Origin of the sequence: Micromonospora sp. WMMD961 (genome assembly GCF_029626145.1) — a bacterium.
Classification (GTDB): Bacteria; Actinomycetota; Actinomycetes; order Mycobacteriales; family Micromonosporaceae; genus Micromonospora.
Genome location: NZ_JARUBJ010000002.1, coordinates 6,238,650 through 6,264,662, shown reverse-complemented (window position 1 = coordinate 6,264,662; position 26,013 = coordinate 6,238,650). Strand labels below are relative to the sequence as shown.

24 protein-coding genes are annotated in these 26,013 nt (G+C 72.1%); 15 read left to right on the top strand and 9 right to left on the bottom strand.

The genetic code is table 11. The features are described 5' to 3' along the window. Positions 1-38 precede the first annotated feature (38 nt). The 3 genes from O7614_RS28545 to O7614_RS28535 all read left to right on the top strand — a co-directional run bounded on the left by O7614_RS28545 (position 39) and on the right by O7614_RS28535 (position 2,859). The gene (locus O7614_RS28545; protein WP_278141492.1) at positions 39-389 is read left to right on the top strand and encodes a S24/S26 family peptidase; all 351 of its coding nucleotides are present in this window, start codon (positions 39-41) and stop codon (positions 387-389) included. A gap of 145 nt (positions 390-534) precedes the next feature. Next, a complete protein-coding gene (locus tag O7614_RS28540; RefSeq protein ID WP_278141491.1) occupies positions 535-1,713 on the top strand; it encodes an NADP-dependent malic enzyme in 1,179 nt (392 codons plus the stop codon). Between the two features lie 183 nt (positions 1,714-1,896). Continuing rightward, the gene (locus tag O7614_RS28535; protein ID WP_278141490.1) at positions 1,897-2,859 is read left to right on the top strand and encodes a zinc-binding dehydrogenase; all 963 of its coding nucleotides are present in this window, start codon (positions 1,897-1,899) and stop codon (positions 2,857-2,859) included. A 167-nt stretch (positions 2,860-3,026) separates the two neighbouring features. Here O7614_RS28535 and O7614_RS28530 read toward each other — a convergent pair whose 3' ends face one another. Next, positions 3,027-3,995, bottom strand: a complete 969-nt coding sequence (locus O7614_RS28530; RefSeq protein ID WP_278141489.1) for a dienelactone hydrolase family protein — start codon at positions 3,993-3,995, stop codon at positions 3,027-3,029. A 64-nt stretch (positions 3,996-4,059) separates the two neighbouring features. Then, positions 4,060-4,956, bottom strand: a complete 897-nt coding sequence (locus O7614_RS28525) for an alpha/beta hydrolase (protein ID WP_278141488.1) — start codon at positions 4,954-4,956, stop codon at positions 4,060-4,062. A 156-nt stretch (positions 4,957-5,112) separates the two neighbouring features. Between O7614_RS28525 and O7614_RS28520 the strand changes: the two genes are divergently transcribed. Beyond that, positions 5,113-5,283: a hypothetical protein gene (locus O7614_RS28520; RefSeq protein WP_278141487.1), complete on the top strand. Its 171-nt coding sequence runs from the start codon at positions 5,113-5,115 to the stop codon at positions 5,281-5,283. A 20-nt stretch (positions 5,284-5,303) separates the two neighbouring features. Here the strand turns inward: O7614_RS28520 and O7614_RS28515 are convergent, their stop codons facing one another. The 4 genes from O7614_RS28515 to O7614_RS28500 all read right to left on the bottom strand — a co-directional run bounded on the left by O7614_RS28515 (position 5,304) and on the right by O7614_RS28500 (position 12,711). Then, the gene (locus O7614_RS28515) at positions 5,304-6,419 is read right to left on the bottom strand and encodes an acetate kinase (RefSeq protein ID WP_278141486.1); all 1,116 of its coding nucleotides are present in this window, start codon (positions 6,417-6,419) and stop codon (positions 5,304-5,306) included. Further along, positions 6,416-8,485 (bottom strand): phosphate acetyltransferase, encoded by a 2,070-nt coding sequence (gene pta / locus O7614_RS28510; protein WP_278141485.1) that lies wholly within the window; start codon positions 8,483-8,485, stop codon positions 6,416-6,418. The genes O7614_RS28515 and pta overlap by 4 nt, the downstream gene beginning before the upstream one ends. Before the next feature lie 169 nt (positions 8,486-8,654). Further along, entirely contained in the window at positions 8,655-8,840 is a 186-nt protein-coding gene (locus tag O7614_RS28505) for a DUF6104 family protein (protein ID WP_088987811.1), read from the bottom strand. 109 nt (positions 8,841-8,949) lie between these two features. Further along, complete coding sequence (locus O7614_RS28500; protein WP_278141484.1) at positions 8,950-12,711, bottom strand: multifunctional oxoglutarate decarboxylase/oxoglutarate dehydrogenase thiamine pyrophosphate-binding subunit/dihydrolipoyllysine-residue succinyltransferase subunit; 3,762 nt, start codon at positions 12,709-12,711, stop codon at positions 8,950-8,952. 271 nt (positions 12,712-12,982) lie between these two features. Between O7614_RS28500 and O7614_RS28495 the strand changes: the two genes are divergently transcribed. Both O7614_RS28495 and O7614_RS28490 read left to right on the top strand, forming a co-directional pair. Next, on the top strand, positions 12,983-13,321 hold the full coding sequence (locus tag O7614_RS28495; protein ID WP_269682513.1) for a hypothetical protein: 339 nt from the start codon (positions 12,983-12,985) through the stop codon (positions 13,319-13,321). Beyond that, entirely contained in the window at positions 13,318-13,713 is a 396-nt protein-coding gene (locus tag O7614_RS28490) for a hypothetical protein (RefSeq protein WP_278141483.1), read from the top strand. The genes O7614_RS28495 and O7614_RS28490 overlap by 4 nt, the downstream gene beginning before the upstream one ends. 52 nt (positions 13,714-13,765) lie before the next feature. On the opposite strand, the gene O7614_RS28485 is transcribed toward O7614_RS28490, so the two are convergent. The 3 genes from O7614_RS28485 to O7614_RS28475 all read right to left on the bottom strand — a co-directional run bounded on the left by O7614_RS28485 (position 13,766) and on the right by O7614_RS28475 (position 16,311). Beyond that, positions 13,766-14,590, bottom strand: coding sequence for an ABC transporter permease subunit (locus O7614_RS28485; protein WP_278141482.1), 825 nt, complete (start codon positions 14,588-14,590; stop codon positions 13,766-13,768). Beyond that, entirely contained in the window at positions 14,587-15,522 is a 936-nt protein-coding gene (locus O7614_RS28480) for an ABC transporter ATP-binding protein (protein WP_145779139.1), read from the bottom strand. Before O7614_RS28480 ends, O7614_RS28485 begins: the two co-directional genes overlap by 4 nt. 141 nt (positions 15,523-15,663) lie before the next feature. Beyond that, a complete protein-coding gene (locus O7614_RS28475) occupies positions 15,664-16,311 on the bottom strand; it encodes a hypothetical protein (protein WP_278141481.1) in 648 nt (215 codons plus the stop codon). Between the two features lie 148 nt (positions 16,312-16,459). Between O7614_RS28475 and O7614_RS28470 the strand changes: the two genes are divergently transcribed. The 9 genes from O7614_RS28470 to O7614_RS28430 all read left to right on the top strand — a co-directional run bounded on the left by O7614_RS28470 (position 16,460) and on the right by O7614_RS28430 (position 26,005). Then, entirely contained in the window at positions 16,460-17,236 is a 777-nt protein-coding gene (locus O7614_RS28470) for a GNAT family N-acyltransferase (RefSeq protein ID WP_278141480.1), read from the top strand. Then, entirely contained in the window at positions 17,233-18,162 is a 930-nt protein-coding gene (locus tag O7614_RS28465) for a lysophospholipid acyltransferase family protein (protein WP_278141479.1), read from the top strand. The genes O7614_RS28470 and O7614_RS28465 overlap by 4 nt, the downstream gene beginning before the upstream one ends. A gap of 319 nt (positions 18,163-18,481) precedes the next feature. Continuing rightward, the gene (locus O7614_RS28460) at positions 18,482-19,306 is read left to right on the top strand and encodes a DUF4097 family beta strand repeat-containing protein (RefSeq protein ID WP_278141478.1); all 825 of its coding nucleotides are present in this window, start codon (positions 18,482-18,484) and stop codon (positions 19,304-19,306) included. Further along, the gene (locus tag O7614_RS28455; protein WP_278141477.1) at positions 19,303-19,914 is read left to right on the top strand and encodes a PadR family transcriptional regulator; all 612 of its coding nucleotides are present in this window, start codon (positions 19,303-19,305) and stop codon (positions 19,912-19,914) included. Before O7614_RS28460 ends, O7614_RS28455 begins: the two co-directional genes overlap by 4 nt. 85 nt (positions 19,915-19,999) lie before the next feature. Next, a complete protein-coding gene (locus O7614_RS28450) occupies positions 20,000-20,701 on the top strand; it encodes a response regulator transcription factor (RefSeq protein ID WP_030336721.1) in 702 nt (233 codons plus the stop codon). After that, positions 20,698-22,260 (top strand): HAMP domain-containing sensor histidine kinase, encoded by a 1,563-nt coding sequence (locus O7614_RS28445; RefSeq protein WP_278141476.1) that lies wholly within the window; start codon positions 20,698-20,700, stop codon positions 22,258-22,260. The genes O7614_RS28450 and O7614_RS28445 overlap by 4 nt, the downstream gene beginning before the upstream one ends. Positions 22,261-22,322: 62 nt before the next feature. Further along, a complete protein-coding gene (locus tag O7614_RS28440; protein WP_278141475.1) occupies positions 22,323-23,939 on the top strand; it encodes a trypsin-like peptidase domain-containing protein in 1,617 nt (538 codons plus the stop codon). 184 nt (positions 23,940-24,123) lie between these two features. Beyond that, positions 24,124-24,792, top strand: coding sequence for a BON domain-containing protein (locus tag O7614_RS28435; RefSeq protein WP_278141474.1), 669 nt, complete (start codon positions 24,124-24,126; stop codon positions 24,790-24,792). A 157-nt stretch (positions 24,793-24,949) separates the two neighbouring features. Further along, positions 24,950-26,005, top strand: a complete 1,056-nt coding sequence (locus O7614_RS28430) for a glycosyltransferase family 4 protein (protein ID WP_278142414.1) — start codon at positions 24,950-24,952, stop codon at positions 26,003-26,005. Positions 26,006-26,013 lie beyond the last annotated feature (8 nt).

The window sequence follows — 26,013 nt, the reverse complement described above, 5'->3', positions numbered from 1 at the left end:
CCTGGGAATGCTCCCCGAACCGGGTGGAGGTGAAACCAGTGGACGCCGATCACCCGGCTGGGGAGGCCCGGTTGCGCGGGCCGCTGACCGCCGTCCTGGTGACCGGTCCGTCCATGGCGCCGACGCTGCGGCACGGCGACGCGGTGCTGGTGCGTCCAGGAGGTCGCCCGATCCGACCCGGGGACGTGGTGGTCGCGGTCTTCCGGACACGTCCCGAACTGCTGGTGGTGAAGCGGGCGGTCCGGCCGCAGGACGGCGGCTGGTGGCTGCGCGGCGACAACGACCTGATCACCGACGACTCCCGGGCGTACGGCGTGGCCGACGTGCGGGGAAGGGTGGTGGCCCGGTACTGGCCGCGCCCGGGGCGGGTGCCTCGTCGGCGGATATGACCCTGCTCACATCCGAGGGGCAGTGCCGACACTATGCTCGGAAAGTGCCCGGGTGACCCCCCGCGCCGCGTGCCACCGCTCGCCGCCCACCTCGCGGCCGGGCCCGCCGCCTCACATCTGCTCGACAGATCCTGGAGTCACCGCCATGTCTTCGTCCATCGTGGACCACGCTGATCCCGTCTTCCTGCTGCACCGGGGCGGCAAGATGGCCGTCGCCTCGACCGTGCCGCTCACCAGCCGGGAGGACCTCTCCCTGGCGTACACCCCGGGGGTGGCTCGGGTGTGTGAGGCGATCGCCGCCGACCCCGATCTGGCCGACGACTACACCTGGGCGGCGCACGCCGTCGCGGTGGTCACCGACGGTTCGGCGGTGCTCGGGCTCGGCAACATCGGCCCGCGCGCCGCGCTGCCGGTGATGGAGGGCAAGGCGGTGCTGTTCAAGCAGTTCGCCGGGGTGGACGCGGTGCCGATCTGTCTGGACACGCAGGACGTCGACGAGATCGTCGCGGTGGTGCGGGCGCTCGCGCCCTCCTTCGGCGGCATCAACCTGGAGGACATCAGCGCGCCGCGCTGCTTCGAGGTGGAGCGCCGCCTCGACGAGGCGCTGGACATCCCGGTCTTCCACGACGACCAGCACGGCACCGCGATCGTGGTGCTGGCCGCGCTGCGCAACGCCGCCAGCCTGCTCAACCGCAAGCTCGGTGACCTGCGGGTGGCGGTGAGTGGTGCGGGCGCGGCCGGTGTGGCCGTGACGAAGATGCTGATCGCCGGGGGCGTCAACCCCGACCAGGTGGTGGTCTGCGACTCGAAGGGGATCATCGGCCGGCACCGCACCGAGCTGACCGGCACCAAGGCCGAGTTGGCGGCGAACACCAACGCCGACGGCCGCCACGGCGACATCACCGAGGCGCTGCGCGACGCGGACGTGCTGGTCGGGGTCTCCGGCGGGCAGATCCCCGAGGCGGCGGTGGCCGGGATGGCGCCCGGCGGGATCGTGTTCGCGCTGGCGAACCCGACCCCCGAGGTGCACCCCGAGGTGGCGGCCCGGCACGTTGCGGTGGTCGCCACCGGGCGCAGTGACTACCCCAACCAGATCAACAACGTGCTGGCCTTCCCCGGGGTGTTCCGTGGTGCGTTGGATGCCGGTGCCACCCGGATCACCGAGGCGATGAAGGTTGCCGCCGCGGACGCCATCGCCGGCGTGGTGGCCGAGTCGCTGACCGCCGACGCGATCGTCCCGTCCCCGCTCGACCCGCGCGTCGCGCCGGCCGTGGCCGAGGCGGTCGCCGAAGCCGCCCGCCGCGACGGCGTCGCCCGCCGCTAGCGGCGCATCGGCCGGGGGCGCTCCGGCGCGGCATGCGCCGCCGGTTGGTGTGCCGCGTGGGCCGGGGCGCTCCGGCGCGGCATGCGCCGCCGGTTGGTGTGCCGCGTGGGCCGGGGCGCTCCAGCGCCGCATGCGCCGCCGGCCCACGCGCACGGCTTCTTAACGAGCGCTCAGCTTGTTACCGTGCCGATCATGCGTGCTGCCTTTGCCTCCCGTTTCGACGACGCCGATCCGCTCGCCGCGCTCACCGTCGGTGAGCGGCCCGAGCCGACCCCTCCGGCCGACGACTGGGTGACCGTGCAGTTGCGGGCCACCTCGCTCAACCACCACGACCTCTGGTCGCTGCGTGGGGTGGGTCTCACCGAGGCTCAACTGCCGATGATCCTCGGCTGCGACGCCGTCGGGCTGGACCCGCAGGGGCGCCCGGTGGTCGTGTACCCGGTCGTCGTCACTCCGGGTGACCCGCGCGGGGTTTCCATCCTCTCCGAGCACTTTTCCGGGACGCTGGCCGAGCGGGTGTCCGTACCCCGGTCGAACCTGATCCCGCTGCCCGACGGCATGGCGGCGACCGACGCGGCGTGCCTGCCCACGGCCTGGCTGACCGCGTGGCGGATGCTGACCACCAAGGGCCGGGTCGCGGACGCGGACAGCGTGCTGGTCCAGGGCGCGGGCGGTGGCGTGGCCACCGCGGCCGTGGCGCTCGCCGTCGCGATGGGCAAGCGGGTGTACGCGACCAGCCGCGACGCCGCCAAGCGCGACCGGATCTCGGCCCTCGGCGCCACCGCCGTGGAGCCCGGCACCCGGCTGCCGGAACGGGTGGACGTGGTGATCGAGACGGTCGGCGGGGCCACCTTCGACCATTCGCTGAAGTCGGCCGCGCCGATGGCCCGGATCGTGGTCTCCGGTGCGACTGCCGGGCACGAGCCGTCGGTCAACCTGCGCCGGGTCTTCGCGATGCAGCTGGAGATCCTGGGCACCTCGATGGGCACGCCCGGCGAGCTGTACGAGTTGCTGGCGTTCTGCTCCGACAACGAGGTGCGCCCGGTGGTGGACAGCGTCATCCCGTTCAGCCGGGTCGAGGACGCCTTCGCCCGACTGCACTCCGGCGAGGCCTTCGGCAAGGTCGTCATCGACCACACGGCCTGACGCCAGCCTCAAGATCCGCCGCCCCAAGATCCGCGCAATATCGGAGAAACTGCTGCCTCCCGGCCGCGTCGAGGCAGCACTATCCCCGAAGTTGCGCGGATCTTGGACGCGGCGTGGCGTGGCGCGGCGTGGCGTGGCGCGGCGCGGGGCGCGGGGGCCTTGGGGCGTCAGAGGTGGTCGTCGAAGGTGGCGATGTCGCCGCGCTTCGCGTCCGTGGAGATGCGCTTCTTGGCCTCCGGGTCGCCGTACAGCGACCAGCGGAGGAACTCGACGGACGTGTCCGAGACCAGCCGCAGCGTCGCGGTGTCGCCGAGCAGCGCCCGCCCGTGGTCGCCCTTGGGCAGGCTCAGCATCGCCTTGGGCCACGGCACCTTGTCGTACGCGGCCTTGCCCGCCGCGTACTCGACCACCTCGTCCAGTTCGCCGTGCACGAACAGTTGCGGCGCGGCCGCACCGGCGAACGCGGTGCCCACCCCGAGCGCCGTGCCGGCGAACACCACCCCAGCGTCCAGTCGCTCGTCCCGACCGGTGGTGAAGAGACCGATGGTGGTCACCCCGCCCGCCGAGTGCCCGGCCGCGGCCACCCGCTCGCCGTCCAGCCGGCCGCGCAGCGCGTCGCCGGCCGTGCCGTCCAGCGCCAACACCTGGTCCAGCGCGTACGACACGTCGGCCGGCTGGTTGAGCACGTCCAGGACGTTGTTGTCGGCGCCCTTGGAGGTGTGCGGGAACGTCGGCGCGGCCACCACGAAACCGGCCGCCGCCCAGCGGGTCAGCAGCTTGGCGTAGTCGTCCGGCCGCCCACCCAGGCCGTGACTGAACATCACCACCGGGAACCGGCCCTGCGCGGCCGTCGCGGACCGCTTGGCCGTGCCGCCGGCCGGCCCGGCCGCCGGGTACCAGAGCGTCGTCGGCAGGGCCCGGCCGTCCCGGTTCAGCTTCAGTTGGCGTACGCCGACCGCGAAGGTGTTCTTCGGGGCGGCCCTGGCGGGGACCTGCGGGGTCGGCGTGGCGGCGGGCGTCGGCTCGGCTGGCGGCGTCTGCCCGCTCGTACTCGGGCGGGTGTCCGCTGAACAGCCGACCAGGCCGGCGAGGAGCACGGCGCTGGCCATCAGTGCGGGTGTGACGCGACGGGGCATGAACCCGATTGTGCCCTGTCCGGCAGGCGGAGTCGGCAGGGTTCGGCGCGGTGTGCCCGTGCGCTCACCCGGCGTTCAGGCGGGACTCGTAGCGGGTCATGGGGGAGCGGGCGCCCACGGGCAGCCGGGCACCGGCGGCCTGGTCGCCGTACAGGGTCCAGCGGAGGAAGTCGGTGGTGGTGGCGACGACCGGGCCGAACCCCGGGTGGCCCGGCGTCAGGTACGCCCCGTGGTCCTGCCCCACGAGGCTGAGGAACGCGGCTGGCCCTCGGGTGCGCCGGTACGCCGCCCGGCCGACGGTCAGCGGCACCACCGCGTCGGCCGTGCCGTGCACGAAGAGCACTGGCGCGGCCCGCCCCGCGAAGCTGCCGGGCAGCCCACCCCCCGCGATGACGATCCCGGCGCGTAACCGGGCCGGGTGCCCCTCGCTGAACATGCCGGAGGTGGTGAAGCCACCCGCCGAGTGCCCGGCGGCGGCGACCGCCGTCAGGTCCAGGTGCCCGGCGAGCGGGTCGTCGCGTCTTCGGTCGAGACGGCCCAGATGCCGGATCAGCCGCCAGGCGTCGGCGGGTTGGTTGCGGACGTCGGCCCGGCTGAACTGGGCGGCACCCTGGCGGGTGTGCGGGTACGCGGGCGCGGCCACCACGAAACCGGCCGCCGCCCAGCGGGTGGTCAACGCTGCGTGCAGGTCGGGTCGGCTGTGCAGCCCGTGGCTGTAGACCACCACCGGGAACCGCCCGGCCGCCGCCCCGTCGGTCGACGCCGGATACCAGATGGCCACCGGAAGTGGGCGCGCCGAGCGCGGATCGAGGGTGAGCGTACGCACGCCGACGGCGTACGACCCCTCGGGCGCTCGACGCGTTGACGCTGGCCCGTTGGCCTGGTCGGCCTCGGGGCCCGCCGACGCGCAACCAGCCAACAACGCCGTCATCAGCACGGCGATCAGCCGCCCCGCCCCCATCGTTCCACGGTAGGTGCCTGGGCGGGCGTAGCCACCCCACCGTCCGGCCCGGCCGCACCCGCCACCCGGTCGGCTCACGTCAGCCGGCCGGGTCCAGCTTGGGACGACGCGAGCCGGGGGCGGTACGGCGTGACCAGCTTCGCTAGGGTCACCGGCATGGCTGAGAACTACACCGACCCCAGCGGCAACACCGAGGCGTTCCGTGCCTTCTCCCAGACGCCGGAGGCCGCGTCGTCGACGGAGGCCCCATCCCGGCTCCCTCTGATCGTCGGTGCGGTGGTCGTGGTGCTGGTGGTGGCAGTCGTCGCCTGGTTCGCGCTGAGCTGACCGAAGCGCAACTGACCTGGTCAGCTGCCCTCCACCACGTCCCGGGTCTGCCGGGCGATCTCCCGCTCCTCGTCGGTGCGGATGACGCACACGCTCACCTCGGCGTCGTCGGGGGAGATCACCCGGTCGCCTTGGCCGTCGTTGCGGGCGTCGTCGACGCTGATGCCGAGGCGTGCCAGGCCGGCCAGCGCGGCGGCCCGCACGGGTGCGGCGTGTTCGCCGACCCCGGCGGTGAAGGTGATCGCGTCGACGTGGCCGAGCAGCGCGTAGTACGCCCCGACGTAGCCGGTGATGCGCCGGCAGTACACGTCGAAGGCCAACGATGCCGCCTGGTCACCGGCCGTCCGGCGGTGCAGCACCTCGCGCATGTCGTTGGCGCCGGTCAACCCGAGTAGGCCGCTGCGGTGGTTGAGCAGGTCGTCGATGTCGTCGACCGACATCCCGCCCTCCCGGCGCAGGTGGAAGATGACAGTGGGGTCGAGGTCGCCGCTGCGGGTGCCCATCACCAGCCCCTGCAACGGCGACATGCCCATCGAGGTGGCGACGCTGCGTCCGTTGCGCACCGCGCAGGCGCTGGCCCCGTTACCCAGGTGCAGGGTGATGATGTTGAGCTGGTCGTACGGGCGGCCCAGCAGCTCGGCGGTGCGGCGGGACACGTACGCGTGCGAGGTGCCGTGGAAGCCGTACCGGCGGATGGCGTACCGCTCGGCGGTGTCCCGGTCGATCGCGTACGTCGCGGCGGCCTCCGGCAGGGTGTGGTGGAACGCGGTGTCGAAGACGGCGACCTGCGGGACGTGCGGCAGCGCCGCCCGGGCCACCTCGATGCCGGCCAGGTTCGCCGGGTTGTGCAGCGGGGCGAGCGGCACCAGGTCCTTGATCGCGGCCAGCACCGCGTCGTCGACCAGCACCGGTGCGCTGAACGTCCGGCCGCCGTGCACCACCCGGTGCCCGACCGCGACCAGCCCGCTCAGGTCCAGCCCGTCGAGGATCTGCCGGACGGCGGTGGCGTGGTCCGGCGGGCCGCCACCGGGTTCACCGATCCGCTCGACGGTGCCGTGGTCCAGCGCCCGGTCCCCGTCGTAGCGACGCCACTTGACCGACGACGACCCGCAGTTGAGCACGAGCACTCGACTCACGACGCCTCCTCGCTGGCCGCCTGGATGGCCGTGATGGCCACCGTGTTGACGATGTCCGGCACTCCCGCGCCGCGGGACAGGTCGTTCACCGGCCGCCGTAGGCCCTGCATCACCGGGCCGACGGCGACCGCCCCGGCGGAGCGTTGCACGGCCTTGTAGGTGTTGTTGCCGGTGTTCAGGTCCGGGAAGATGAAGACCGTGGCGTGTCCGGCGACCGGGCTGCCCGGCAGCTTCGTCGCCGCCACCGCCGGGTCGATCGCCGCGTCGTACTGGATCGGCCCCTCGACCAGCAGGTCGGGTCGGCGTTCCCGGACCAGCGCGGTGGCCTTGGCGACCTTCTCCACGTCCTCGCCGGCGCCGGAGCTGCCGGTGGAGTACGACAGCATGGCGACCCGGGGTTCGATGCCGAACCGGGCTGCGGTGTCGGCCGACGAGATCGCGATGTCGGCGAGCTGCGCGGCGTCCGGGTCGCGGTTGACGGCGCAGTCGCCGTAGACCAGCACCCGGTCGCGGAGCAGCATGAAGAAGACGCTGGAGGCCACCGAGACCTCCGGCACGGTACGGATGATCTCGAACGCCGGTCGGATGGTCGCGGCGGTGGTGTGCGTGGCACCGGAGACCATTCCGTCGGCTCGCCCGGTCGCCACCATCAGGGTGCCGAAGTAGTTGGGTTGCGCCACGATGTCGTGCGCCAACTCGGCGGTCACGCCCCGGTGGGCGCGCAGCCGCGCGTACTCGATCGCGAAGTCGTCCCGCCAGCCGCTGGTGACGGGGTCGACCACGTGCGCGTCGCCGAGGTCGATGCCCAGCTCGCGGGTCCGCCGGGCGATGTCGTCCGGCCGTCCGAGCAGGGTCAGCTCGGCCACTCCACGCCGCAGCAGGATCTCCGCCGCGCGCAGGATCCGGTCCTCGGTGCCCTCCGGCAGCACCAGGTGCCGGGGCTTCGAGCGGGCCCGGTCGATCAGCTCGTTCTCGAACATCAGCGGGGTGACCCGCGCCGAGCGGCTGACCCGCAACCGGCGGGCCAGGTCGTCGGTGTCCACACATCGCTCGAACGCGCCCAGCGCCGCCTCCACCTTGCGCGGGTTGGCCGCGCTGGGTCGACCCTCGATCCGGCTGGACGCGGCCACCGTGTCGTAGCTGTCGCTGCCCACGGAGAGCACCGCCAACCCGGTGTTCAGGCCCTCGACCAGCCGCATGACTCGGGGGTCGGGCTGCTCGCCGAGGGTGAGCACCAGCCCGGCCACCGACACCTGCCCGGCCACGTGGGCGGCGCTCGCGGCGACGAGCAGGTCGGCCCGATCGCCGGGGGTGATCACCAGGGCGCCTTCGGTGAGGTGGCCCAGCAGGGTCGGTACGTGCGCGGCACCGACCACGAAGTCCAGCACGTCCCGGCCGAGGGCGGCGTCGTCTCCGGCCAGCAGGGTGGCGCCCAGCGCCGCCGCCACCTCGGCCACCGTCGGCGCCGACACGCTCGGTACCTCTGGGATGGCGTACGCGGGCACCGGCAGGTCGGGCAGCGTCATCGGCTCGGTCACCCGGTTGGCGATGACCGCGAGCACCGTCGCGCCCAGGTCGGCCAGATCGTGGTACGCCCCTCGCATGGCCGCCGCGACGGCCGCCGGCTCCTGCTCGTAGCCGTCCACCACCGGCACCACGACACTGCCGAACTCGGTGGCCAGCCGGGCGTTGAAGGCCAGCTCCCGGGGGTGGGCGGGGTCGCCCGGGTCGTCGAAGTCGCTGCCCACCACGACGACCGCCGGGCACTGCCGCTCCACCGCCCGGTACCGCTCGACGACGGCGGAGATCAGCTCCTCCCGCCGGCCGTCGGCGACCAGCGCGGCCGCCTCGGCGTACGTGGCCCCGGCCAGTTCGGCGAGCGGCACCTCGACCCGGTACCGCTCGCTGAGCAGGGCAAGGATCGGGTCCGCACCGCTGGAGGCCACCAGCGGCCGAAAGACGCCGATCCGCCCCACCTGGCGGGACAGCAACTCCGCCAACCCGAGGGCGATAGTCGACTTGCCCCCGCCGGACCCCACGCTCGTCAGGTACACACTTCGGGCCACAGCCCCACCCTAGAAGATCGCGGGGCCGCCCACCCGGGCCCTCCGACCCTGCCGGCCGGCCCCTCGCCCACCCCTGCCCCGGTGATCATGGAGTTATGGCCCGACACGCCGACGACACGCGCGGCCAACTTCATGATCACCGCGAGCAAGGGGGGTGGGGGTGGGGGTGTTAGGCGTCGTCGTCGTCGGGGTCGTCCAGGCGCGCCAGGTAGGTGGCCAGACGTTCGATGGGGGTTTCGAAGTCGGGGTTGAGGTCGACGAAGTCGCGTAGGCGCTCGCCCAGCCACTCCAGGGTCACCTGCTCGTCGCCCCGGCGCTCGACCAGTTCCTCGATGCCACGGTCGGTGAAGTACACGGCGTACGTCCTCGTGCTCGGCCCGGCGGGTGGCCGGGCGGATGGACCGACGCGAGCCGGGGCAGGACCGTGGGAAACGGCCCTGCCCCGGCGCGCGGTGCGGGTCAGGTCACGGGCGGGGGAGAGCCGCCTCGATCAGCGCATTCTGCTCGACCTCGTGGGTCTTGGCCGAGCCGACCGCCGGGGCGGCCGCCGCCGGGCGGGAGATCCGCCGCAGCCGCACGTCGGTCAGGTGCTCCAGCAGGTTGAGCGCGACGAACGACCAGGCACCCTGGTTGGCCGGCTCCTCCTGCACCCAGGCGAAGTCCTCCGCGTTCGGGTACTGCGCCAGGGCAGCCCGGATCTCCTCCACCGGCAGCGGGTACAGCTGCTCGATCCGGAGGATCGCCGTGTCGGTGACGCCGCGCTCCTGCCGGGCCTGGAACAGGTCGTAGTAGACCTTGCCCGAGCAGAGCAGCACCCGCTTCACCGCTTCCGGCGCCGGAGCTGCCGTGTCGCGCAGCACCGGCTGGAAGGTGCCGGTGGTGAAGTCCTCCACCGAGGAGACGCAGAGCTTGTGCCGCAGCAGTGACTTCGGCGTGAACACCACCAGCGGCTTGCGCTTGGGCGACAGGGCCTGGCGGCGCAGCAGGTGGAAGTAGTTCGCCGGGGTCGTCGGGATGGCCACCCGCATGTTGTCCTCGGCGCACATCTGCAGGAACCGCTCCGGGCGGCCGGAGGTGTGGTCCGGGCCCTGGCCCTCGTGGCCGTGCGGCAGCAGCAGGGTGACAGCGGAACGCTGGCCCCACTTCACCTCACCGGAGGAGATGAACTCGTCGATCACCGACTGGGCGCCGTTGACGAAGTCGCCGAACTGGGCCTCCCAGGCGACGAGGGCGTTGATGTTCTCCACCGAGTAGCCGTACTCGAAGCCCATCGCCGCGTACTCGCTGAGCAGCGAGTCGTGCACGAAGAACCGGGAGCGCTCGCCGTCGCCGGTGAGCGACTTGAGCGGCAGGTAGTCGTCGCCGGTGCGGGAGTCGACCACCGAGGCGTGCCGTTGGACGAACGTGCCTCGGCGCGAGTCCTGACCGGCGAGCCGGACGGTGACCCCGTCGTGCAGCAGCGCCCCGAACGCGATGATCTCGCCGTAGCCCCAGTCGATGTTGCCCTCGGTGGACATCTTGGCCCGCCGGTCGAGCAACTGCTGGATCCGCTTGTGCGGGGTGAAGCCCTCGGGCAGGTTGATGTGCGCCTCGCCGATGGCCTTCACCACGGAGGCGTCGGTGGCGGTGTCGACCTGCGGCTCCGGCTCCTCCTCGCGGCGCGGCCGGTTGAGCTGGCGCGGCGCCGAGGCGGCGTCCCGGGTGGCCTTGAAGACCTTCTCCAGCTGCGCCTGGTAGTCACGCAGCAGCTCTTCCGCGTCTTCCACGGTGATGTCGCCGCGACCGATCAGCTCCTCGGTGTAGAGCTTGCGGACCGAGCGCTTCGAGTCAATGATCTTGTACATCTGCGGGTTGGACATCGACGGGTCGTCGCCCTCGTTGTGACCGCGCCGCCGGTAGCAGACCATGTCGATCACGACGTCCTTGTTGAACGTCTGCCGGTATTCGAACGCCAGTCGGGCCACCCGGACCACTGCCTCGGGGTCGTCGCCGTTGACGTGGAAGATCGGCGCCTGGATCATCCGGGCCACGTCGGTGCTGTAGAGGCTGGACCGGCTGTATTCCGGGGCGGTGGTGAAGCCGACCTGGTTGTTGACCACCACGTGCACGGTGCCGCCGGTGCGGTAACCGCGCAGCTGCGACAGGTTGAGCGTCTCGGCGACCACACCCTGCCCGGCGAACGCGGCGTCGCCGTGCACCGCCAGCGGCAGCACGGTGTAGCCCTCCAGCTTGAGGTCGATCCGGTCCTGCTTGGCCCGGACGATGCCCTCCAGCACCGGGTCGACGGCCTCCAGGTGCGACGGGTTGGCCACCACCGACACCTTGACCGCGTGCTCGCCGTCGGGGGTGGTGAACTTGCCGTTCTGACCCAGGTGGTACTTCACGTCACCGGAGCCCTGCGTCGAGCGCGGGTCCAGGTGGCCCTCGAACTCCGAGAAGATCTTCTCGTACGGCTTGCCGACGATGTTGGCCAGCACGTTGAGCCGGCCCCGGTGGGCCATGCCGATGACGACCTCGTCCAGGCCGTTTTCGGCGGAGGACTCCAGGACCTCACCGAGCAGCGGGATCAGCGACTCGCCACCCTCCAGCGAGAAGCGCTTCTGGCCGACGTACTTGGTCTGCAGGAAGGTCTCGAACGCCTCGGCGGCGTTGAGCCGGTTGAGCACGTGCTTCTGCTCGTCGGCCGACGGCTTCTCGTACTTGCGCTCGATGCGCTCCTGGACCCAGCGCCGCTCCTCCGGGTCCTGGATGTGCATGTACTCGATGCCGACCCGGCGGCAGTACGAGTCGCGCAGCACCCCGAGGATCTCGCGCAGCTTCATCCGCTGCCGGCCGGCGAAGCCGTTGACCGGGAACTCCCGGTCCAGGTCCCACAGGGTCAGCCCGTGCTGGAGGACGTCCAGGTCGGGGTGCTTGCGGATCTTGAACTCGAGTGGGTCGGTGTCGGCCATCAGGTGACCGCGCACCCGGTACGCGTGGATCAGCTCGTGCACCCGGGCGGTCTTGTTGATCTGACCCTCGGAGCTGACCGCCACGTCGCGCATCCAGCGCACCGGCTCGTACGGGATGCGCAGCGCGGTGAAGATCTGGTCGTAGAAGCCGTGCTCGCCCAGGATCAGCTCGTGCATCACCTTGAGGAACTCGCCGGACTGCGCGCCCTGGATGATCCGGTGGTCGTACGTGCTGGTCAGTGTGATGATCTTGCTGACGGCCAGCTCGGCCAGGGTGGCCTCGGACATGCCCTGGTAGGGGGCCGGGTATTCCATCGCGCCGACGCCGATGATCGCGCTCTGCCCCTGCATCAGCCGCGGCATCGAGTGCACGGTGCCGATGCCGCCCGGGTTGGTCAGCGAGATCGTGGTGCCGGAGTAGTCCTCCATGGTCAGCTCGTTGCGCCGCGCCCGCCGGACCACGTCCTCGTACGCCTGCCAGAACTGCCGGAAGTCCATCTGCTCGCAGCCCTTGATGGAGGGGACCACCAGGTTGCGGCTGCCGTCCGGCTTGGCCAGGTCGATCGCGATGCCGAGGTTGACGTGCGCCGGGCGGACCACCGCCGGCTTGCCGTTGGCCTCGGCGAAGGAGTTGTTCATCTCCGGGTGCGCCACCAGCGCCCGGACCATCGCGTAGCCGACCAGGTGGGTGAAGCTGACCTTGCCACCGCGCCCCCGGGCGAGGTGGTTGTTGATCACGATGCGGTTGTCGACCAGCAGCTTGGCCGGGACCGCGCGGACGCTGGTCGCGGTGGGCACGCTCAGCGAGGCGTCCATGTTCTGGACGATCTTCGCGGCGACGCCACGCAGCGGCGTGGTCTGCGGACCGTCAGCGGTCGGTGCGGCGGCCTTGGCGGCCGGCTTGGCCGGCGCGGCCTTCTCCGGTGCGGCCTTGGCCGCGGCCGGAGCGGTGGGCTTGGCCGGTGCCGACGGGGCGGCGGCCGGCTTCGCGGCGGCCGGGGCGCTCGCCGGCTTCGCCGTGGCGCTCGGCTGGCTGACCTTCGCGGCCGCCTCCGGCTGGCCGTCCGGCTCGGGAGCGGCGGGCTTCTCCGACGATTCGGTTGCACGCGGGGTGGCCGCTCCGGGCGCCGGTCGGTAGTCGGCGAAGAAGTCGTGCCAGGCCGAATCGACGCTCGTTGGGTCGGCGAGGTACCGCTGGTACATCTCCTCGACGATCCACTCATTCGGGCCGAAACCCGCTAGTGGGTTCTCCTGCGAAGTCTGCTGGGTCGACACGGCCGGTAATCGCCTCTTTCACGCGGGTTTGTGTGGCACGCGGTGTGTCCCTCGCGCCCGGTGAGGAAGCGCGGACTGGACGGTTCCCAGGCTACGCCGTACTGATCCCGCAGGCATTTCCGCCTCGGTCCCGTGGCCGGTTTCACAGAAGATGCCAGAAGTTCACCAACCGCTGCGTGGTCGGCCGCCAACTGCTAGGCGAGCGTAACGGCAGGCAACTGAGTACGGATGCCGATGTCTCCGCGCCGCGAGTCCGGTGAGGATCCTTCGCATGGATCACAACGGGGTACGGGGGCGTTACGGCCGGAGTGTGGCGGTGGCGTCCGGTTGGTACGTGACGGTCGGTGCGGCCGTGGCGGTGGGCCTGGCGAGTGTGCCGAGTCCGCCGCCGACGGACTGCTCGGCCTGGTTCAGTTGCCTGTCGCCGGGGGAGTCCCTGGCGCTGGTCATGCTGGTGTGGGGTGGGCCGGTGCTCGCCGGGTTACTCGTCGTGACGGCGCTGGTGACCGCGCTGGTCGTCCGGCTGGTGCCCTCGGCGGTGCTCGCCGGCACCCTGTCCGCCCTGGTCACCGTCACGATCTGCGCGGCCGTGTACGCGGGGCGCTCGTGAAGCGGCTCGGCCTCGGAGGGCTCTTCTTCGTCTGGTTGTACGGGGTGCCGTTCCTGCTCATGGTGGGCCTGATCCGGCGCACCTCGAAGCCGTACGCGCCGACCCACGAGGCGGCGCAGGCGTTCGGCGCCGGCACCGACGCCGTGCTGATCGCCGCTCTCCTGCTCAACGCGCTGCCGATCGTCGGGCTGTGGCTGGCCGGCGAGGCGGACTGGCGCCGGCACTTCCGCTGGGCGGTCGGCGGGATGGTGCTGGTGTACCTGATGGTCGTACTCGTCAGTCGGATGGCCAGCGGTCTCCTGATCGGCCACACGCCCGCCGACGACGAGCCCGTGCCGGCGGTCACCCAGTGCATACCGCGCAGCGGCGGCCGGGGTTGCCCCGGCGGGTGAGTCGGGCCGACGTTCCGGGGTGACGGCGGCGCTGCCGTCACCCCGGAACCGGTCAGGAGATGTCGCGTCGGCGCATCAGCAGGGTGCCGATCACGCCGGTCACCACCGCGTACCCGATCAGGACGGCGGCACCGGCCCAGCGCGGCGGGTTGCCCGGGATGTCCGTCCCGGTGACCATCAGCGACGAGGCCAGCGACGGCACCAGCAACTGGAGGTTGTTGATCCAGTCACCCCACCGGTCGGCCAGGATGGCGATCACGAAGATGGCGCCGATCGAGCCGCCCAGGTAGAGCAGGATGCCGGTCACTGTGGCACCGATCTGGCTGCGCAGCAGCACTCCGATGCCGACTCCGAACACCGCCCAGAGCAGGTACGCGAGCAGGTTCAATCCGATCGCCCGCCAGGCCGCGTCGTTGCCCAGTTGCGAGTCCAGCCCGATGGCGTTCAGCACCGCCGAGCCGGCGACCAGGTTGAACGCGGTGGTCACCAGCCAGAACAGCAGCGCCAGCACGCCCGCCGCGACCAGCTTGGCGCTCATCACGGCGGTGCGGTGCGGGTTGGTGAGGAACGTGGTGGTGACCGTCTGGTGGAAGAACTCGCTGGTCACCACGATGATGCCGAGCAGCATCACGATCAGCAGGCCGAAGAACTGCCCGGTGGTGAACAGGTTCGAGGCGAGCGCGTCCGCGCTGGCCGCCGCCGCCAGGGTGTCGGCCTGGTCGGCCGGCACCTCGCCGAGGTTGCCGTTGGTCAGGGTGTCGGCCTGCAACCAGTTGATCAGCAGGGTGAGAGCCCAGAGCGGCAGCGAGATGAGCGCGAAGATCCACCAGGTGTTGGTGGTGCGGATCTTGAGCAACTCGGATCGGACGAGGTTCATCGGATGCCCGCCTTTCCGGCCGTCAGCTCCAGGAAGACCCGTTCCAGGTCGGGCCGTTCGGTGGTCAGTTCGTGCAGTTCCACGCCGGCGGCGAGGGCGGCGCGGCCGATGGTCGGCGCGTCCACCCCGCTGACCAGCAGCACGCCCTGCTCGTCGACGTTCACGGTCGCCGACTGCGCCTTGAGTGCTGTGGTCAGCGCCTCGGCCTGCGGCGTACGCACCCGGACCTGCGCGCCCTGTGCCATCGACCCGAGCACCTGGTCGACCGGGCCCTGCCGGATCAACTGGCCGGCGGCGATGATCACCACGTCGTCGGCGAGCAGCTGCATCTCGGACAGCAGGTGGCTGGAGACCAGCACCGTACGACCCTCGTGGGCGAGGTTCTTGAGGAACCCACGCATCCACCGGATGCCCTCCGGGTCGAGCCCGTTGGCCGGCTCGTCCAGGATCAGCACCCGAGGGTCGCCGAGCATCGCCGCGGCGATACCGAGGCGCTGCTTCATGCCCAGCGAGTAACCCTTGAACTTGCGCTTCGCCGCCGGGGTCAACCCGACCAGTTCCAGCACCTCGGCGGCCCGCTGCTTGGGCAGCCCGGCCGCCGCGCAGATCACCCGCAGGTGGTTGATGCCGGTACGGCCCTTGTGCGCGCTGGACGCCTCCAGGATCGCGCCGACGTGCCGCAACGGGTCGGCGAGGTCCGCGTACCGGCTGCCGCTGATGGTGGCCGTGCCGGCGGTCGGCGTGACCAGGTTCAGCAACATGCGCAGCGTGGTGGTCTTACCAGCGCCGTTCGGGCCGAGGAAGCCGGTCACCCGCCCCGGCGCCACGGTGAAGGACAGGTTGTTCACCGCCCGGACGTTCTTGTACTGCTTCGTCAGACCGGACACCACGATCTGACCGTCGCTGGTGGGGCTTCTCTGCCCGTCAGTCATCGTTCTCCTCCCGTGCGTGGCGCTGAGGTACGCCGTGGCACAGCGTGACGGCCCAATGCAACAAGGTCAATCAGGCGCGGTCCGTATGTCCTGATCCGTCTCAGGGTGGAGGCGGGTCCTCCCAGCGGTTGACGACCGGGGTCAGCGGGCGATCCAGGTCGCCCGTGCCGCGCCCAGCAGCGCGCCGTCCGGGCCGTACAGGCTGGTGTGCACGAGCGCCTTACGCCCCTCGACGCCGAGCAGCTCCCCGGTCACCACGCACTCGTCGCCCGGCTTGGGCAGCGCCGCGACCACGGCGGCGATCCGGCCCAGCAGGTACGGGCGGCCCGGCGCGAGCACCGTCCACCCGCCGGGACAGTCCAACGCGGCCCAGACCGTAGCCTCGCTGACCTCCTCGGGAGCCCGGAACGGCGCGGCGGTCCGCCCGTTCGGCAGCCGACCCGGAAAGATCCGCAGCCCGTCGGGCCGCTGCGGCCCGCAGACGTAACAGCCGGGGAACGGATGCTCGACCAGCCCGGGGTAGCGGGCCGCGGCGGCCACCGCGGTCTCCAGGTCGACCGGGGGTACGACGGCATCGACTGTCCCGGCCGGGCGTACCTCGGCCACCAGCTCCCCGGCCGGGTCCCGCACCTCGCCGTCGACCAGGCTCAGCTCGGTCTCCAGTGGCGGTGGCCGGCGCAGCGTCACCTCGACCGGCCCGGTGCCGCCTGCCTCGGTGGCGAAGATCCCGGCGCTCCAACCGCCGTTGCCGGAACCGGCGGGCCCGTTGTGGCGGGACTCGATGCGCATCGTCGACCTCCGTTGGGTACGCCGGCGTCGTCGCCGGTCCGTCCCGCAGCCTCGCACGGTCGGGGTGGGAGCCATCTGCCGGCAGGCGTTCATCCTTCCGACACCAGTGGTCCCCGTGAATGGCAACCCGGGCACCTACACAGGTCCCATGGCCGTTCTGCATGCCGCTGGCACACCCCTGAAGACCAGCGGATACACCCTGCTGATCGCCGACGACCCCACCCAGGTCGCGGCCGCGCAACGCCTGCGCCACGAGGTGTTCGCCACCGAGCTCGGCGCCACCCTCCTTCCCGGCCAGGCCGGGTTGGACGTGGACCCCTTCGACGCGTACTGCGACCACCTGATCGTCCGCGAGGACAGCACCGGCGCGGTGGTCGGCACCTACCGGCTGCTGCCGCCCGGCCGTACCGACCGGCGGTACGCGGAGGACGAGTTCGACCTCACCGCGCTCGACTCCCTCCGCGACGACCTGGTGGAGACGGGCCGGTCCTGTGTGCATCCGGACCACCGCTCCGGTGCGGTGATCAACCTGATGTGGGCTGGCCTCACCCGCTACCTGCATCTGCGCGGTTCCCGCTGGCTCGGCGGCTGCGCCTCGGTGCCGGTGGACGATGGTGGGCGGACGGTCACCGAGGTCTGGGCCCAGGCGCAGACCCGGCACCTGTCGCCGCCGCCGCTGCGGGTCCGCCCGCTGCGCCCCTGGTTCGCCGAGCCGGCCGCCGCTGCGCCGGTGACCCCCACCGAGCCGGCCGGGCGCGTCGTGGTGCCGCCGCTGCTGCGGGGCTACCTCCGGCTCGGCGCGTGGATCTGCGGCGAGCCGGCGTACGACAGTGACTTCGGGTGCGCGGACTTCTACGTGCTCTTCTCGCTGGACCGGATGAACCCGCGTTACCTGCGGCACTTCCTGGGCGGGGAGCAGCGGTGACCGCCGTCGCGGACGACCTGTGGCGGCCCTCCTCGGGCTGCGACGACGACTGCCTGCCACAGGCCGGCGAGGTGCCCACGGTGCCGGTCGCCCGTCGGGTCCTGCGGTTGGTAGCGGCGGCCGGCATGGTGGTGGCCGGGGTCGGTCTGGTGCTGCTGCTGCCCGTGCTGCCGACCCGGGAACGGCAGGCGGCGGTACGCGGCTGGGCCCGGGCCACCACCCGGGCCTTCGGCGTCCGGCTGGTGATCCGGGGTCGGCTGCCGCGACGGCGGGCGCTGCTGGTCGCCAACCACGTCTCGTGGTTGGACGTCCTCGCGGTGCTGGCCGTCGCGCCGACCCGGATGGTCGCGAAGCGGGAGATCCGCTCCTGGCCGGTGGTCGGCCTGTTGGCGGCGGCGGCGGGCACGGTCTTCGTGGACCGCGCCCGGCCGCGGGCGCTGCCGGACACCGTCGGCAGGGTCGCCGACGCGTTGCGCGCCGGCCGGTCGGTGGCGGTCTTCCCGGAGGGTACGACCTGGTGTGCGGGTGACGGCGCCGCCGACTGCCGCCCCGGTGGTGGTTTCCGGCCCGCGACGTTCCAGGCGGCCATCGACGCGGGCAGCCCGGTGGTGCCGCTACGGCTCGCCTACCGCTGCGCCGCCACCGGCTCCGCGACCACGGCTACCGCCTTCCTCGGCGCGGACACCCTGCTGCGGTCGGTGGCCCGGGTGGTCGCGGCGCGGGAGATCGTGGTCTCGGTGACGATCACCGCCGCGCTGCACCCCGCCCGTGACGCCGACCGGCGGTTGCTGGCCCGGGCCGCCGAGTCGGCCGTACACCTGACGCCCGCGCCGGGTGCGCGGACCCGGCTGCGTGCGGTTCCCACCCCGACCCCGGCGGTGCCGGTCCCAGCCGCCGCCGGTCGCGAGTTGGACCTGGCGGCCTGACGGGAACGACCCCGCGAGCGCACCCCGCGCCCCCGCGCCCGCAACCCCGCGCCCGCAACCCCGCCCCCGCATCCCCGCGCCCCCGCCCCCGCGCCCGCATCCCTGCGCCCGCACCCTGCCCCGCGCCAAGGATCGCGCTCGATTCAGGAAGTAGTGGCCTCGGTAGCGCGGGATGCCACTGGATCCAGGATCAAGGGCGATCTTGGCGCGGGGCACGGTGGGCCACGAGACTCGCGACAGTCTTGTGATGTCGCGATGTATCGCGTTACATTCTTCTCCTGTTCGGCGTGCGTCCGCGCGTCGTCGAGAGGGGGACGCAATGGCCGGGTGGACGATCGAGAGCCCGCAGCGGCTCACCATGGACGGCCCGGTCACCCGGCTCGACGTCCGGCTGGTGAGCGGACGGCTCAACGTGGTCGCCACCGAGGGCCCGACCCGGATCGACGTCACGCAGGTCGGTCGTCGGCCGGTCCTGATCGATCTTTCCGACGGCCGGCTCAGCATCCGCCAGGAGCGCGGCCACGGCTGGGCGGACGTCCGGCGCTGGTTCCGGATGATCCACCGCTACCCCCGGGTGGACGTCTCCGTAGCCGTGCCCGCCGACGTCCTCGCCGACCTGGGCCTGGTCGCCGGCTCGGTGGTCGCCTCCGGCCTGCGCCGGCAGACCAGTGTGCACGTCACCGCTGGTCAGATCACCCTGATGGGCCTGCGCGGCAACACCTCCGCGACCATCACCTCGGGGCCGGTGGAGGCGCTCGGCGTCCGTGGCGACCTCACGCTGGAGACGGTCTCCGGGGAGGTGATCCTCGCCGACAGCGCCGCCGACCGGGTGCGCGCGCAGACCGTCTCCGGCGCGATCACCTGCGACCTGGACAACCCTCGGCGCAGCGAGATCCGGTTGACCACCATCTCGGGCGGCATCACCGTCCGGGTCCGCGAGGACAGCGATCTCGCCGTCCAACTGCACACCGCCTCCGGCCGGATCACCAGCGGGTTCCCGCAGATCCGCACCTCGACATTCCCACTGCGCAGCAGCGAGGGAGTGCTCGGAGCGGGCGACGGTAAGCTCTGGGCTTCCGCGACCTCGGGGAGCATCGCCCTGCTCGCCCGAGCCGTCGACGACGATTCCGAGGAGCTGCCGTGACCGCCGTGTTCAGCCACGGACGGCTCCGGCTCTACCTGCTCAAGCTCCTCGACGACGGCCCGAAGCACGGGTACGAGCTGATCCGCCTTCTGGAGGACCGGTTCCTCGGGCTCTACGCGCCCAGCGCCGGCACCATCTATCCCCGCCTGCAACGGCTGGAGGCCGAGGGCCTGGTCAGCCACACCGCAGCCGGCGGCCGCAAGACGTACGACATCACCGACGCCGGCCGTGCCGAGCTGCACCAGCGGGCCGGCGAGTTGACCGAGTTGGAAGCCGACATCGCCGCCTCGGTGGCGGACCTGTCCAGCCTGGCCGGCGAGATCCGCAGCGAGGTACGCGGGTCGGTGCGCGATCTCAAGCGGGAGCTGAGCGAGGCCACCCGGCAGACCCGGCGTGCCCGGTGGGAGACGCCCGCTCCGTCGCCCCGTCCGGCGTCGGCCGCCGGGCCGGACGCCGCGCTGCTCGACGAGTTCGACAAGCGGCTGGCCGCGTTCACCACCGAGGTGGGCCGACTCGTGCGGGCCCGACGGTTCAGCGAAACGCAGCTACGCACCGCGATCCGGTTGCTCGACGGTGCCCTGGACGGGCTGCGCCGCCTGCTGCGCTGAGCCGGACCACCGGTCGGCCTCGACTCACAGGGTTTTTGCAGGAACCGTCCAGCGCCGACGCAGTCGCGTCACCGATGATGGGCCCATGCCCGCTACCCAGACCGAGGCGCGACTCCTCGTGGTCGAGGACGACCCCAACATCCTCGAACTGCTCTCCGCGAGCCTGCGGTTCGCGGGCTTCGACGTGGCCACCGCGACCAGTGGGAGCGCGGCGCTCAACGCCGCCAAGGACCACCGGCCCGACCTGGTGGTGCTCGACGTGATGCTCCCCGACCTGGACGGGTTCGAGGTCATCCGGATGCTCCGCGAGGGCGGCACGCGTACCCCGGTGGTGTTCCTGACCGCCCGGGACGCCACCGACGACAAGATCCGTGGGCTGACCCTGGGCGGCGACGACTACGTCACCAAGCCGTTCAGCCTGGAGGAGCTGACCGCCCGGATCCGGGCCGTGCTGCGTCGCACCACGACCGGCGAGCAGGCCCCGTCCCGGCTCACCTTCGCCGACCTGGAGTTGGACGAGGAGACCCACGAGGTGCACCGGGCCGGGCAGCGGGTGCAGCTCTCGCCGACCGAGTTCAAGCTGCTGCGCTACCTGATGCTCAACGCCAACCGGGTGCTGTCCAAGGCGCAGATCCTCGACCACGTCTGGAACTACGACTTCCGTGGTGACGACAACATCGTCGAGTCCTACATCTCCTACCTGCGGCGCAAGGTCGACACCACCCAACCCCGGCTGATCCACACCCTGCGTGGCGTCGGGTACGTCCTGCGCAAGCCGGCGGCGTGAACCCGGTCCAGCAGGCGAAGGGACGGGTGCGCGGGGTTCCACTGCGGATCAAGCTGGTCACCTCGGTGCTGGCGCTGGTCGCCGTCGCGCTGTTGGTGATCAGCGTTTCGACCGCGTACTTCCTGCACAACTACCTGGTCGACCAGATCGACTGGGAGCTGAAGAGCTCCGCCAAGGGGATCCAGTCCATCACGCCGCAGACGAACTCCGTCTCGCTGCCCAGCGACTACGTGGTCGTGCTGACCGACCCGAGGACCGGCCAGGTGCAGATCCCCGTCTACGACACGACCCGCTTCCGGGTGGACGATCTGCCACCGTGGCCGGGCGACGCGAGCGGTTTCCAGACGCAGGAGGCGGCCCAGGGCGGCGTCCCACGCACCGTCCGGGCCCGGGACAGCTCGGTGCGCTGGCGGATGCTCTACACCGAGTTGCCCAACGGTCAGGTGGCCGCGATCGGCCAGCACCTGACCGACGTCGACCTAGCCGTCAAGCGACTCGCCTGGATCGACCTGCTGGTCGGCGGCGCGGTGTTGATCATGCTGGCCTCGGTCGGTGCGGCGATCGTCCGGACCAGCCTCAAACCGCTGGTGGAGATCGAACGTACCGCCGCCGCCATCGCCGGCGGTGACCTGACCCGCCGGGTGCCCGACCCGGAGCAAGGGGAGGAGCATCCCACCTCTGAGCTGGGGCGGCTCTCCCGCGCGCTGAACGCGATGCTCACCCAGATCGAGGCGGCGTTCACCGCCCGAGCCGCCTCGGAGACCTCGGCGCGCTGGGCGGAGAGCGCCGCCCGCGACGCCGCCGCCGCGGCTCAGGCGTCCGAGGCGCGGGCCATCCGCTCCGAGGAACGGATGCGGCAGTTCGTCGCCGACGCCTCGCACGAACTGCGGACCCCGCTGACCACCATTCGGGGCTTCGCCGAGCTGTACCGGCAGGGTGCGGCCCGTGCGCCGGAGCAGACCGCCGGCCTGCTGCGCCGGATCGAGGACGAGGCGGCCCGGATGGGGCTGCTGGTGGAGGACCTGCTGCTGCTCGCCCGACTGGACCGGGAACGACCGCTCTCGCTGACCCCGGTGGAGTTGCCGGTGCTCGCCTCCGACGCGGTGCAGGCCGCGCGGGCGATCGCCCCGGATCGGAGCATCGAGCTGGAGATCGCACCCGATGCGGGCCCGCTCGTCGTCTCCGCCGACGACGCCCGGCTACGACAGGTGATCGGAAACCTGGTCACCAACGCGCTGACCCACACCCCTGCGGACGCCGAGATCCGCGTGCGGTTGCACAGCGAACCGGGGGGCTTCGCCGTGGTGGAGGTGGCCGACACCGGCCCCGGCCTCTCCCCGGAGCAGGCCGAACGGGTCTTCGAGCGGTTCTACCGGGCGGACGCGGCGCGGACCCGGCGAGCCGACGGCAACACCGGCACCGGCCTCGGCCTGGCCATCGTGGCGGCGCTGGTCGCCGCCCACCACGGCTCGGTCGAGGTGGCCGAGACGCCCGGCGGCGGGGCGACCTTCCGGGTCCGGCTGCCGCTGCTGCCACAGGCCGACGACGCCGGCGAGTGACTTTCAGCCAACTTCCAGGACGGTTCCAGCTTGATCGCAGTGCGGGGGGAGAAGGTAGTGACATGACCGAGTTCGAGTCCGACCCGCAGCGCCGGCCGGCCCCCACCGACGCCGAGCCGTCGCACCCCACCGCCGAGCTGTCGCGCGACGAGCGCGTGCAGTCCGACTCCCCGACCACCCCCATCGAGGTCGTCTCCACCGCCGGTGACGACACGCCGACCAGCGCCGTGACCCCGGCCGGGTACGCCGGCTCCTCCGCGTCCGCCGCTCAGCCGGCCGCCGCTCAGCCGGCTACTGCTCCGCCGACCGGGTACGAGCCGCCGACCGGCTACCAGCCCTCGGCCGCCACTCCGTCCGCGCCGCCGTACCCGGTCTCCGGCCACCCGGCGCCCGGCCAGCCCGGCTACCCACAGCCGGCCGCCGGTCACTACCCCGGCGCTGCCTGGTACCAGGGCCAGCAGTCCGGCTGGGCCGGCGGGGGCCAGCCGGGCATGGCGTACGCCCAGCACCAGCAGCACCCCGGACAGCACGCCCAGCACCCCGGACAGCACCCGCAACACCCGGGCCAGCCGGTCCCGCCGTGGGGCCCGCAGGTCGCGCCGCCCGGCAGCGGTCCCCGACCGGGTCGGATCGCCAAGTTCGCCGGTGCCGGCGTCGCGGTGTTCGCCCTGATGCTCGGTTCCGGCGTGGCCGGCGGGGCGCTCGCGCTCGCCCTCGACGGCGACGGCGGTGGTATCACCCGCACCTACTCCGCAGCTCCGGTGATCAACGGCGCGGACCTGCCGAAGATCGCCGCGTCGGTGCAGGACAGCGTCGTCTCGATCACCACCGACAGCGGTGAGGGCTCCGGAGTGGTGCTCAGCGCCGACGGGTACGTACTGACCAACAACCACGTGGTGGCCTCCGCCGCCGGCGGCAACGTGTTGGTGATCTTCGCGGATGGCAAGAAGGCCGAGGCGAAGGTCATCGGCACCGACCCGAAGACCGACCTGGCCGTGGTCAAGGCCAACGGGGTGAACGATCTCAAGCCAGCCACGTTCGGTGACAGCGACGCCATGCAGGTCGGTGACCAGGTCCTGGCCCTGGGCAGCCCGCTCGGCCTGCAGGGCTCGGTGACCTCGGGCATCCTCAGCGCCCGCGACCGCACCATCCGGGCCGGTGAGGGTCAGCCGCAGGACCCGACCCAGCAGCAGAGCCAGACCGTCAGCTCGATCTCCGGCCTGCTCCAGACCGACGCGCCGATCAACCCCGGCAACTCCGGCGGCGCGCTGGTCAACACCCGGGGCGAGGTGATCGGCGTCAACACCGCCATCGCTACCTCCGGCCAGAGCACCGGCAACATCGGCGTCGGCTTCGCCATCCCCAGCAACAAGGCCAAGGACGTCGCGGGCAAGCTCCAGCGCGGCGAGAAGGTCAGCCACCCGTCGCTCGGGGTCGGCGTCAACCAGGCCGAGGGCGGCGGCGCGCTCGTCGCGTCGGTCACCCCGAACAGCCCGGCCGAGAAGGCCGGCCTGCAGCGCGGCGACGTCGTCACCCGGTTCGGTGACAAGCCGGTGAACGACTCCGACGACCTGGTCGGCGCGGTGCAGGCCGGCAAGGTCGGCGACCGGGTCGAGGTGCAGTTCAAGCGCAACGGTGTCGAGAAGACCGTGACCGTGACGCTCGCCGAGACTCCGTGACACATATCTGAACCTGCCTCCTCCCTCCGGCGGCGGGTGGCGGGGCCGAGGGGGTCGGCTCCGTCACCCGCCGCTCTTTTCCGCCCGGACGGCGGTTCACCCGGATCGGGTGAACCGCCGTCACCCGGTTGTCCGGCACGTTCGGCGCACGAGTCTCGGCGACCGGATTCCGGGGGTGGGTGTCATGACCGACGTGGTGGATGTCCGCGACGACCAGCGGATCCAACGCGACGTCCTGGCGCACCTCGCCTGGGACGCCCAGCTCCAACCGAACGAGATCGGCGTGAGCGTCGACCGGGGTGTGGTCACCCTGACCGGCTTCGTCGACGGTGCCGCCCGCAGTTGGGCCGCGACGCGGTGCGCCCAGCGGGTTCGCGGAGTCCGGGCGGTGGCCGACGAGATCGAGGTGCGGCTGCCCGGTACACCGGGGCGTACCGACGCCGAGGTCGCCATCGCCGCCGCCCGCGCGCTGGAGTGGGACAGTTTCGTGCCCGCCGAGCGGCTGGACGTGACAGTGGCCAACGGGTGGCTGATGCTCCGCGGTGAGGTCGAGTTCGGGTGGCAGCGGCGTGCCGCCGAGGGGGAGGTGCGCCGGCTCGACGGCGTGCGGGGGATCACCAACCTGATCGAGGTACGACCGCCCGCGCCACCGGCCGAGCGGCTGCGTCGGGACGTACAGCGGGCGCTGGCGCGCACCATCGGGGCCGAGCGGGTGACCGTCGAGGTGGACGGCGACACGCTCGTCCTTGCCGGGGTGGTCCGCTCCTGGTGGGAACGTGACCAGGTCGAGCGGGTGGCCTGGTCCGCGCCGGGCGTACGGGTGGTGCACGACCAACTCCTGGTGGGCGGGTGAGCGTCCGGCTTGTCCGGTTTACCCGGGGCATCCCTGGGAACTCGCCGCCGACCGTCTCGACCGCCGGTGGCGCCGCACCGAGGACCAACGGGGAGGATTCGTGGCCCTGAACCACCCGCCCGCGGACCGGCCGACAGGGCGGCCGTTGCGCATCGCGATGGTGGTCCCGCCGTGGTTGTCAGTGCCGCCGCCCGGCTACGGCGGCCTCGAACAGGTCGTCGCCGCCCTGGTGGACGCGCTCAGCGCGCAGGGACACGCGGTCACGCTGTTCGGTGCCGGCAACGACCACGGCACGGCGGCCGGCGGATTCGTCTCCACAGTTCCCGAGGTCCAGTACGAGCGGCTCGGCGAGTCACTGCCGGAACTGGCCCACCTGGCCCGGGTGAACCGGCTGATCACAGCGGCCGACTTCGACGTGATCCACGACCACACCACGATCGGTCCGCTGGTCGCCGGCCGCCGGGCCGTGCCGACGGTCGCCACCGTGCACGGCAACCCCGTGGGGGAGTACGGCGACGTGCTGAGCGATGTCGACCCGGGCGTCGCCCTGGTGGCGATCTCGCACGCCCAACGCCGGTTGAACACCGACCTGCCCTGGGCCGGGACGGTGCACAACGCACTGGACATCCGTGGTTTTCCGCGTAAGACCGAGCCCGGCCGGGGGCCGGTGCTGTGGTTGGCCCGGTTCAGCCCGGACAAGGGCCCGGAGGTAGCCATCCGGGCCTGCCGGGAGGCGGGGTTGCCCCTGCTGCTGGCCGGCAAGTGCAACGAGCCGGCCGAGCGTCGCTACTACGAGCAGGTCGTCGCGCCGCTGGTCGACGAGAACGTGACAGTCGTGTTCAACGCCGACCGCGCGGAGACGTTGCGGATGCTCGTCGACGCCCGTTGCCTGATCATGCCGATCCAGTGGGACGAGCCGTTCGGCATGGTGATGCTGGAAGCGATGGCGACCGGCACGCCGGTGGTGGCGCTCAACCGGGGTGCGGTGCCGGAGTTGGTGCGGCCCGGGCTGACCGGCCTGGTCTGCGAACGGCCGGAGGAGCTACCCGCCGCGGTGCTCGCGGTCGAGAAGCTCGACCCGGAGGACTGCGTGGCGCACGTCGCGGAGAACTTCTCGGTCGAGCGGATGGCGGACGACTACGTCGAGGTCTACCGACGCTTCGCCGCCGGTCGGTACGACATTCGCGAATCGGCCCGGGTCTCGGCCCGCTGACCTGCCCC

What these genes read in the sequence shown, in the direction of transcription:
- O7614_RS28540 (WP_278141491.1), top strand. Translation starts at nt 535, where the DNA reads ATGTCTTCGTCCATCGTGGACCACGCTGATCCCGTCTTCCTGCTGCAC.
- O7614_RS28530 (WP_278141489.1), bottom strand. Translation starts at nt 3,995, where the DNA reads ATGCCCCGTCGCGTCACACCCGCACTGATGGCCAGCGCCGTGCTCCTC.
- O7614_RS28525 (WP_278141488.1), bottom strand. Translation starts at nt 4,956, where the DNA reads ATGGGGGCGGGGCGGCTGATCGCCGTGCTGATGACGGCGTTGTTGGCT.
- O7614_RS28520 (WP_278141487.1), top strand. Translation starts at nt 5,113, where the DNA reads ATGGCTGAGAACTACACCGACCCCAGCGGCAACACCGAGGCGTTCCGT.
- O7614_RS28495 (WP_269682513.1), top strand. Translation starts at nt 12,983, where the DNA reads ATGGATCACAACGGGGTACGGGGGCGTTACGGCCGGAGTGTGGCGGTG.
- O7614_RS28485 (WP_278141482.1), bottom strand. Translation starts at nt 14,590, where the DNA reads ATGAACCTCGTCCGATCCGAGTTGCTCAAGATCCGCACCACCAACACC.
- O7614_RS28480 (WP_145779139.1), bottom strand. Translation starts at nt 15,522, where the DNA reads ATGACTGACGGGCAGAGAAGCCCCACCAGCGACGGTCAGATCGTGGTG.
- O7614_RS28475 (WP_278141481.1), bottom strand. Translation starts at nt 16,311, where the DNA reads ATGCGCATCGAGTCCCGCCACAACGGGCCCGCCGGTTCCGGCAACGGC.
- O7614_RS28470 (WP_278141480.1), top strand. Translation starts at nt 16,460, where the DNA reads ATGGCCGTTCTGCATGCCGCTGGCACACCCCTGAAGACCAGCGGATAC.
- O7614_RS28460 (WP_278141478.1), top strand. Translation starts at nt 18,482, where the DNA reads ATGGCCGGGTGGACGATCGAGAGCCCGCAGCGGCTCACCATGGACGGC.
- O7614_RS28450 (WP_030336721.1), top strand. Translation starts at nt 20,000, where the DNA reads ATGCCCGCTACCCAGACCGAGGCGCGACTCCTCGTGGTCGAGGACGAC.
- O7614_RS28440 (WP_278141475.1), top strand. Translation starts at nt 22,323, where the DNA reads ATGACCGAGTTCGAGTCCGACCCGCAGCGCCGGCCGGCCCCCACCGAC.
- O7614_RS28435 (WP_278141474.1), top strand. Translation starts at nt 24,124, where the DNA reads ATGACCGACGTGGTGGATGTCCGCGACGACCAGCGGATCCAACGCGAC.
- O7614_RS28430 (WP_278142414.1), top strand. Translation starts at nt 24,950, where the DNA reads ATGGTGGTCCCGCCGTGGTTGTCAGTGCCGCCGCCCGGCTACGGCGGC.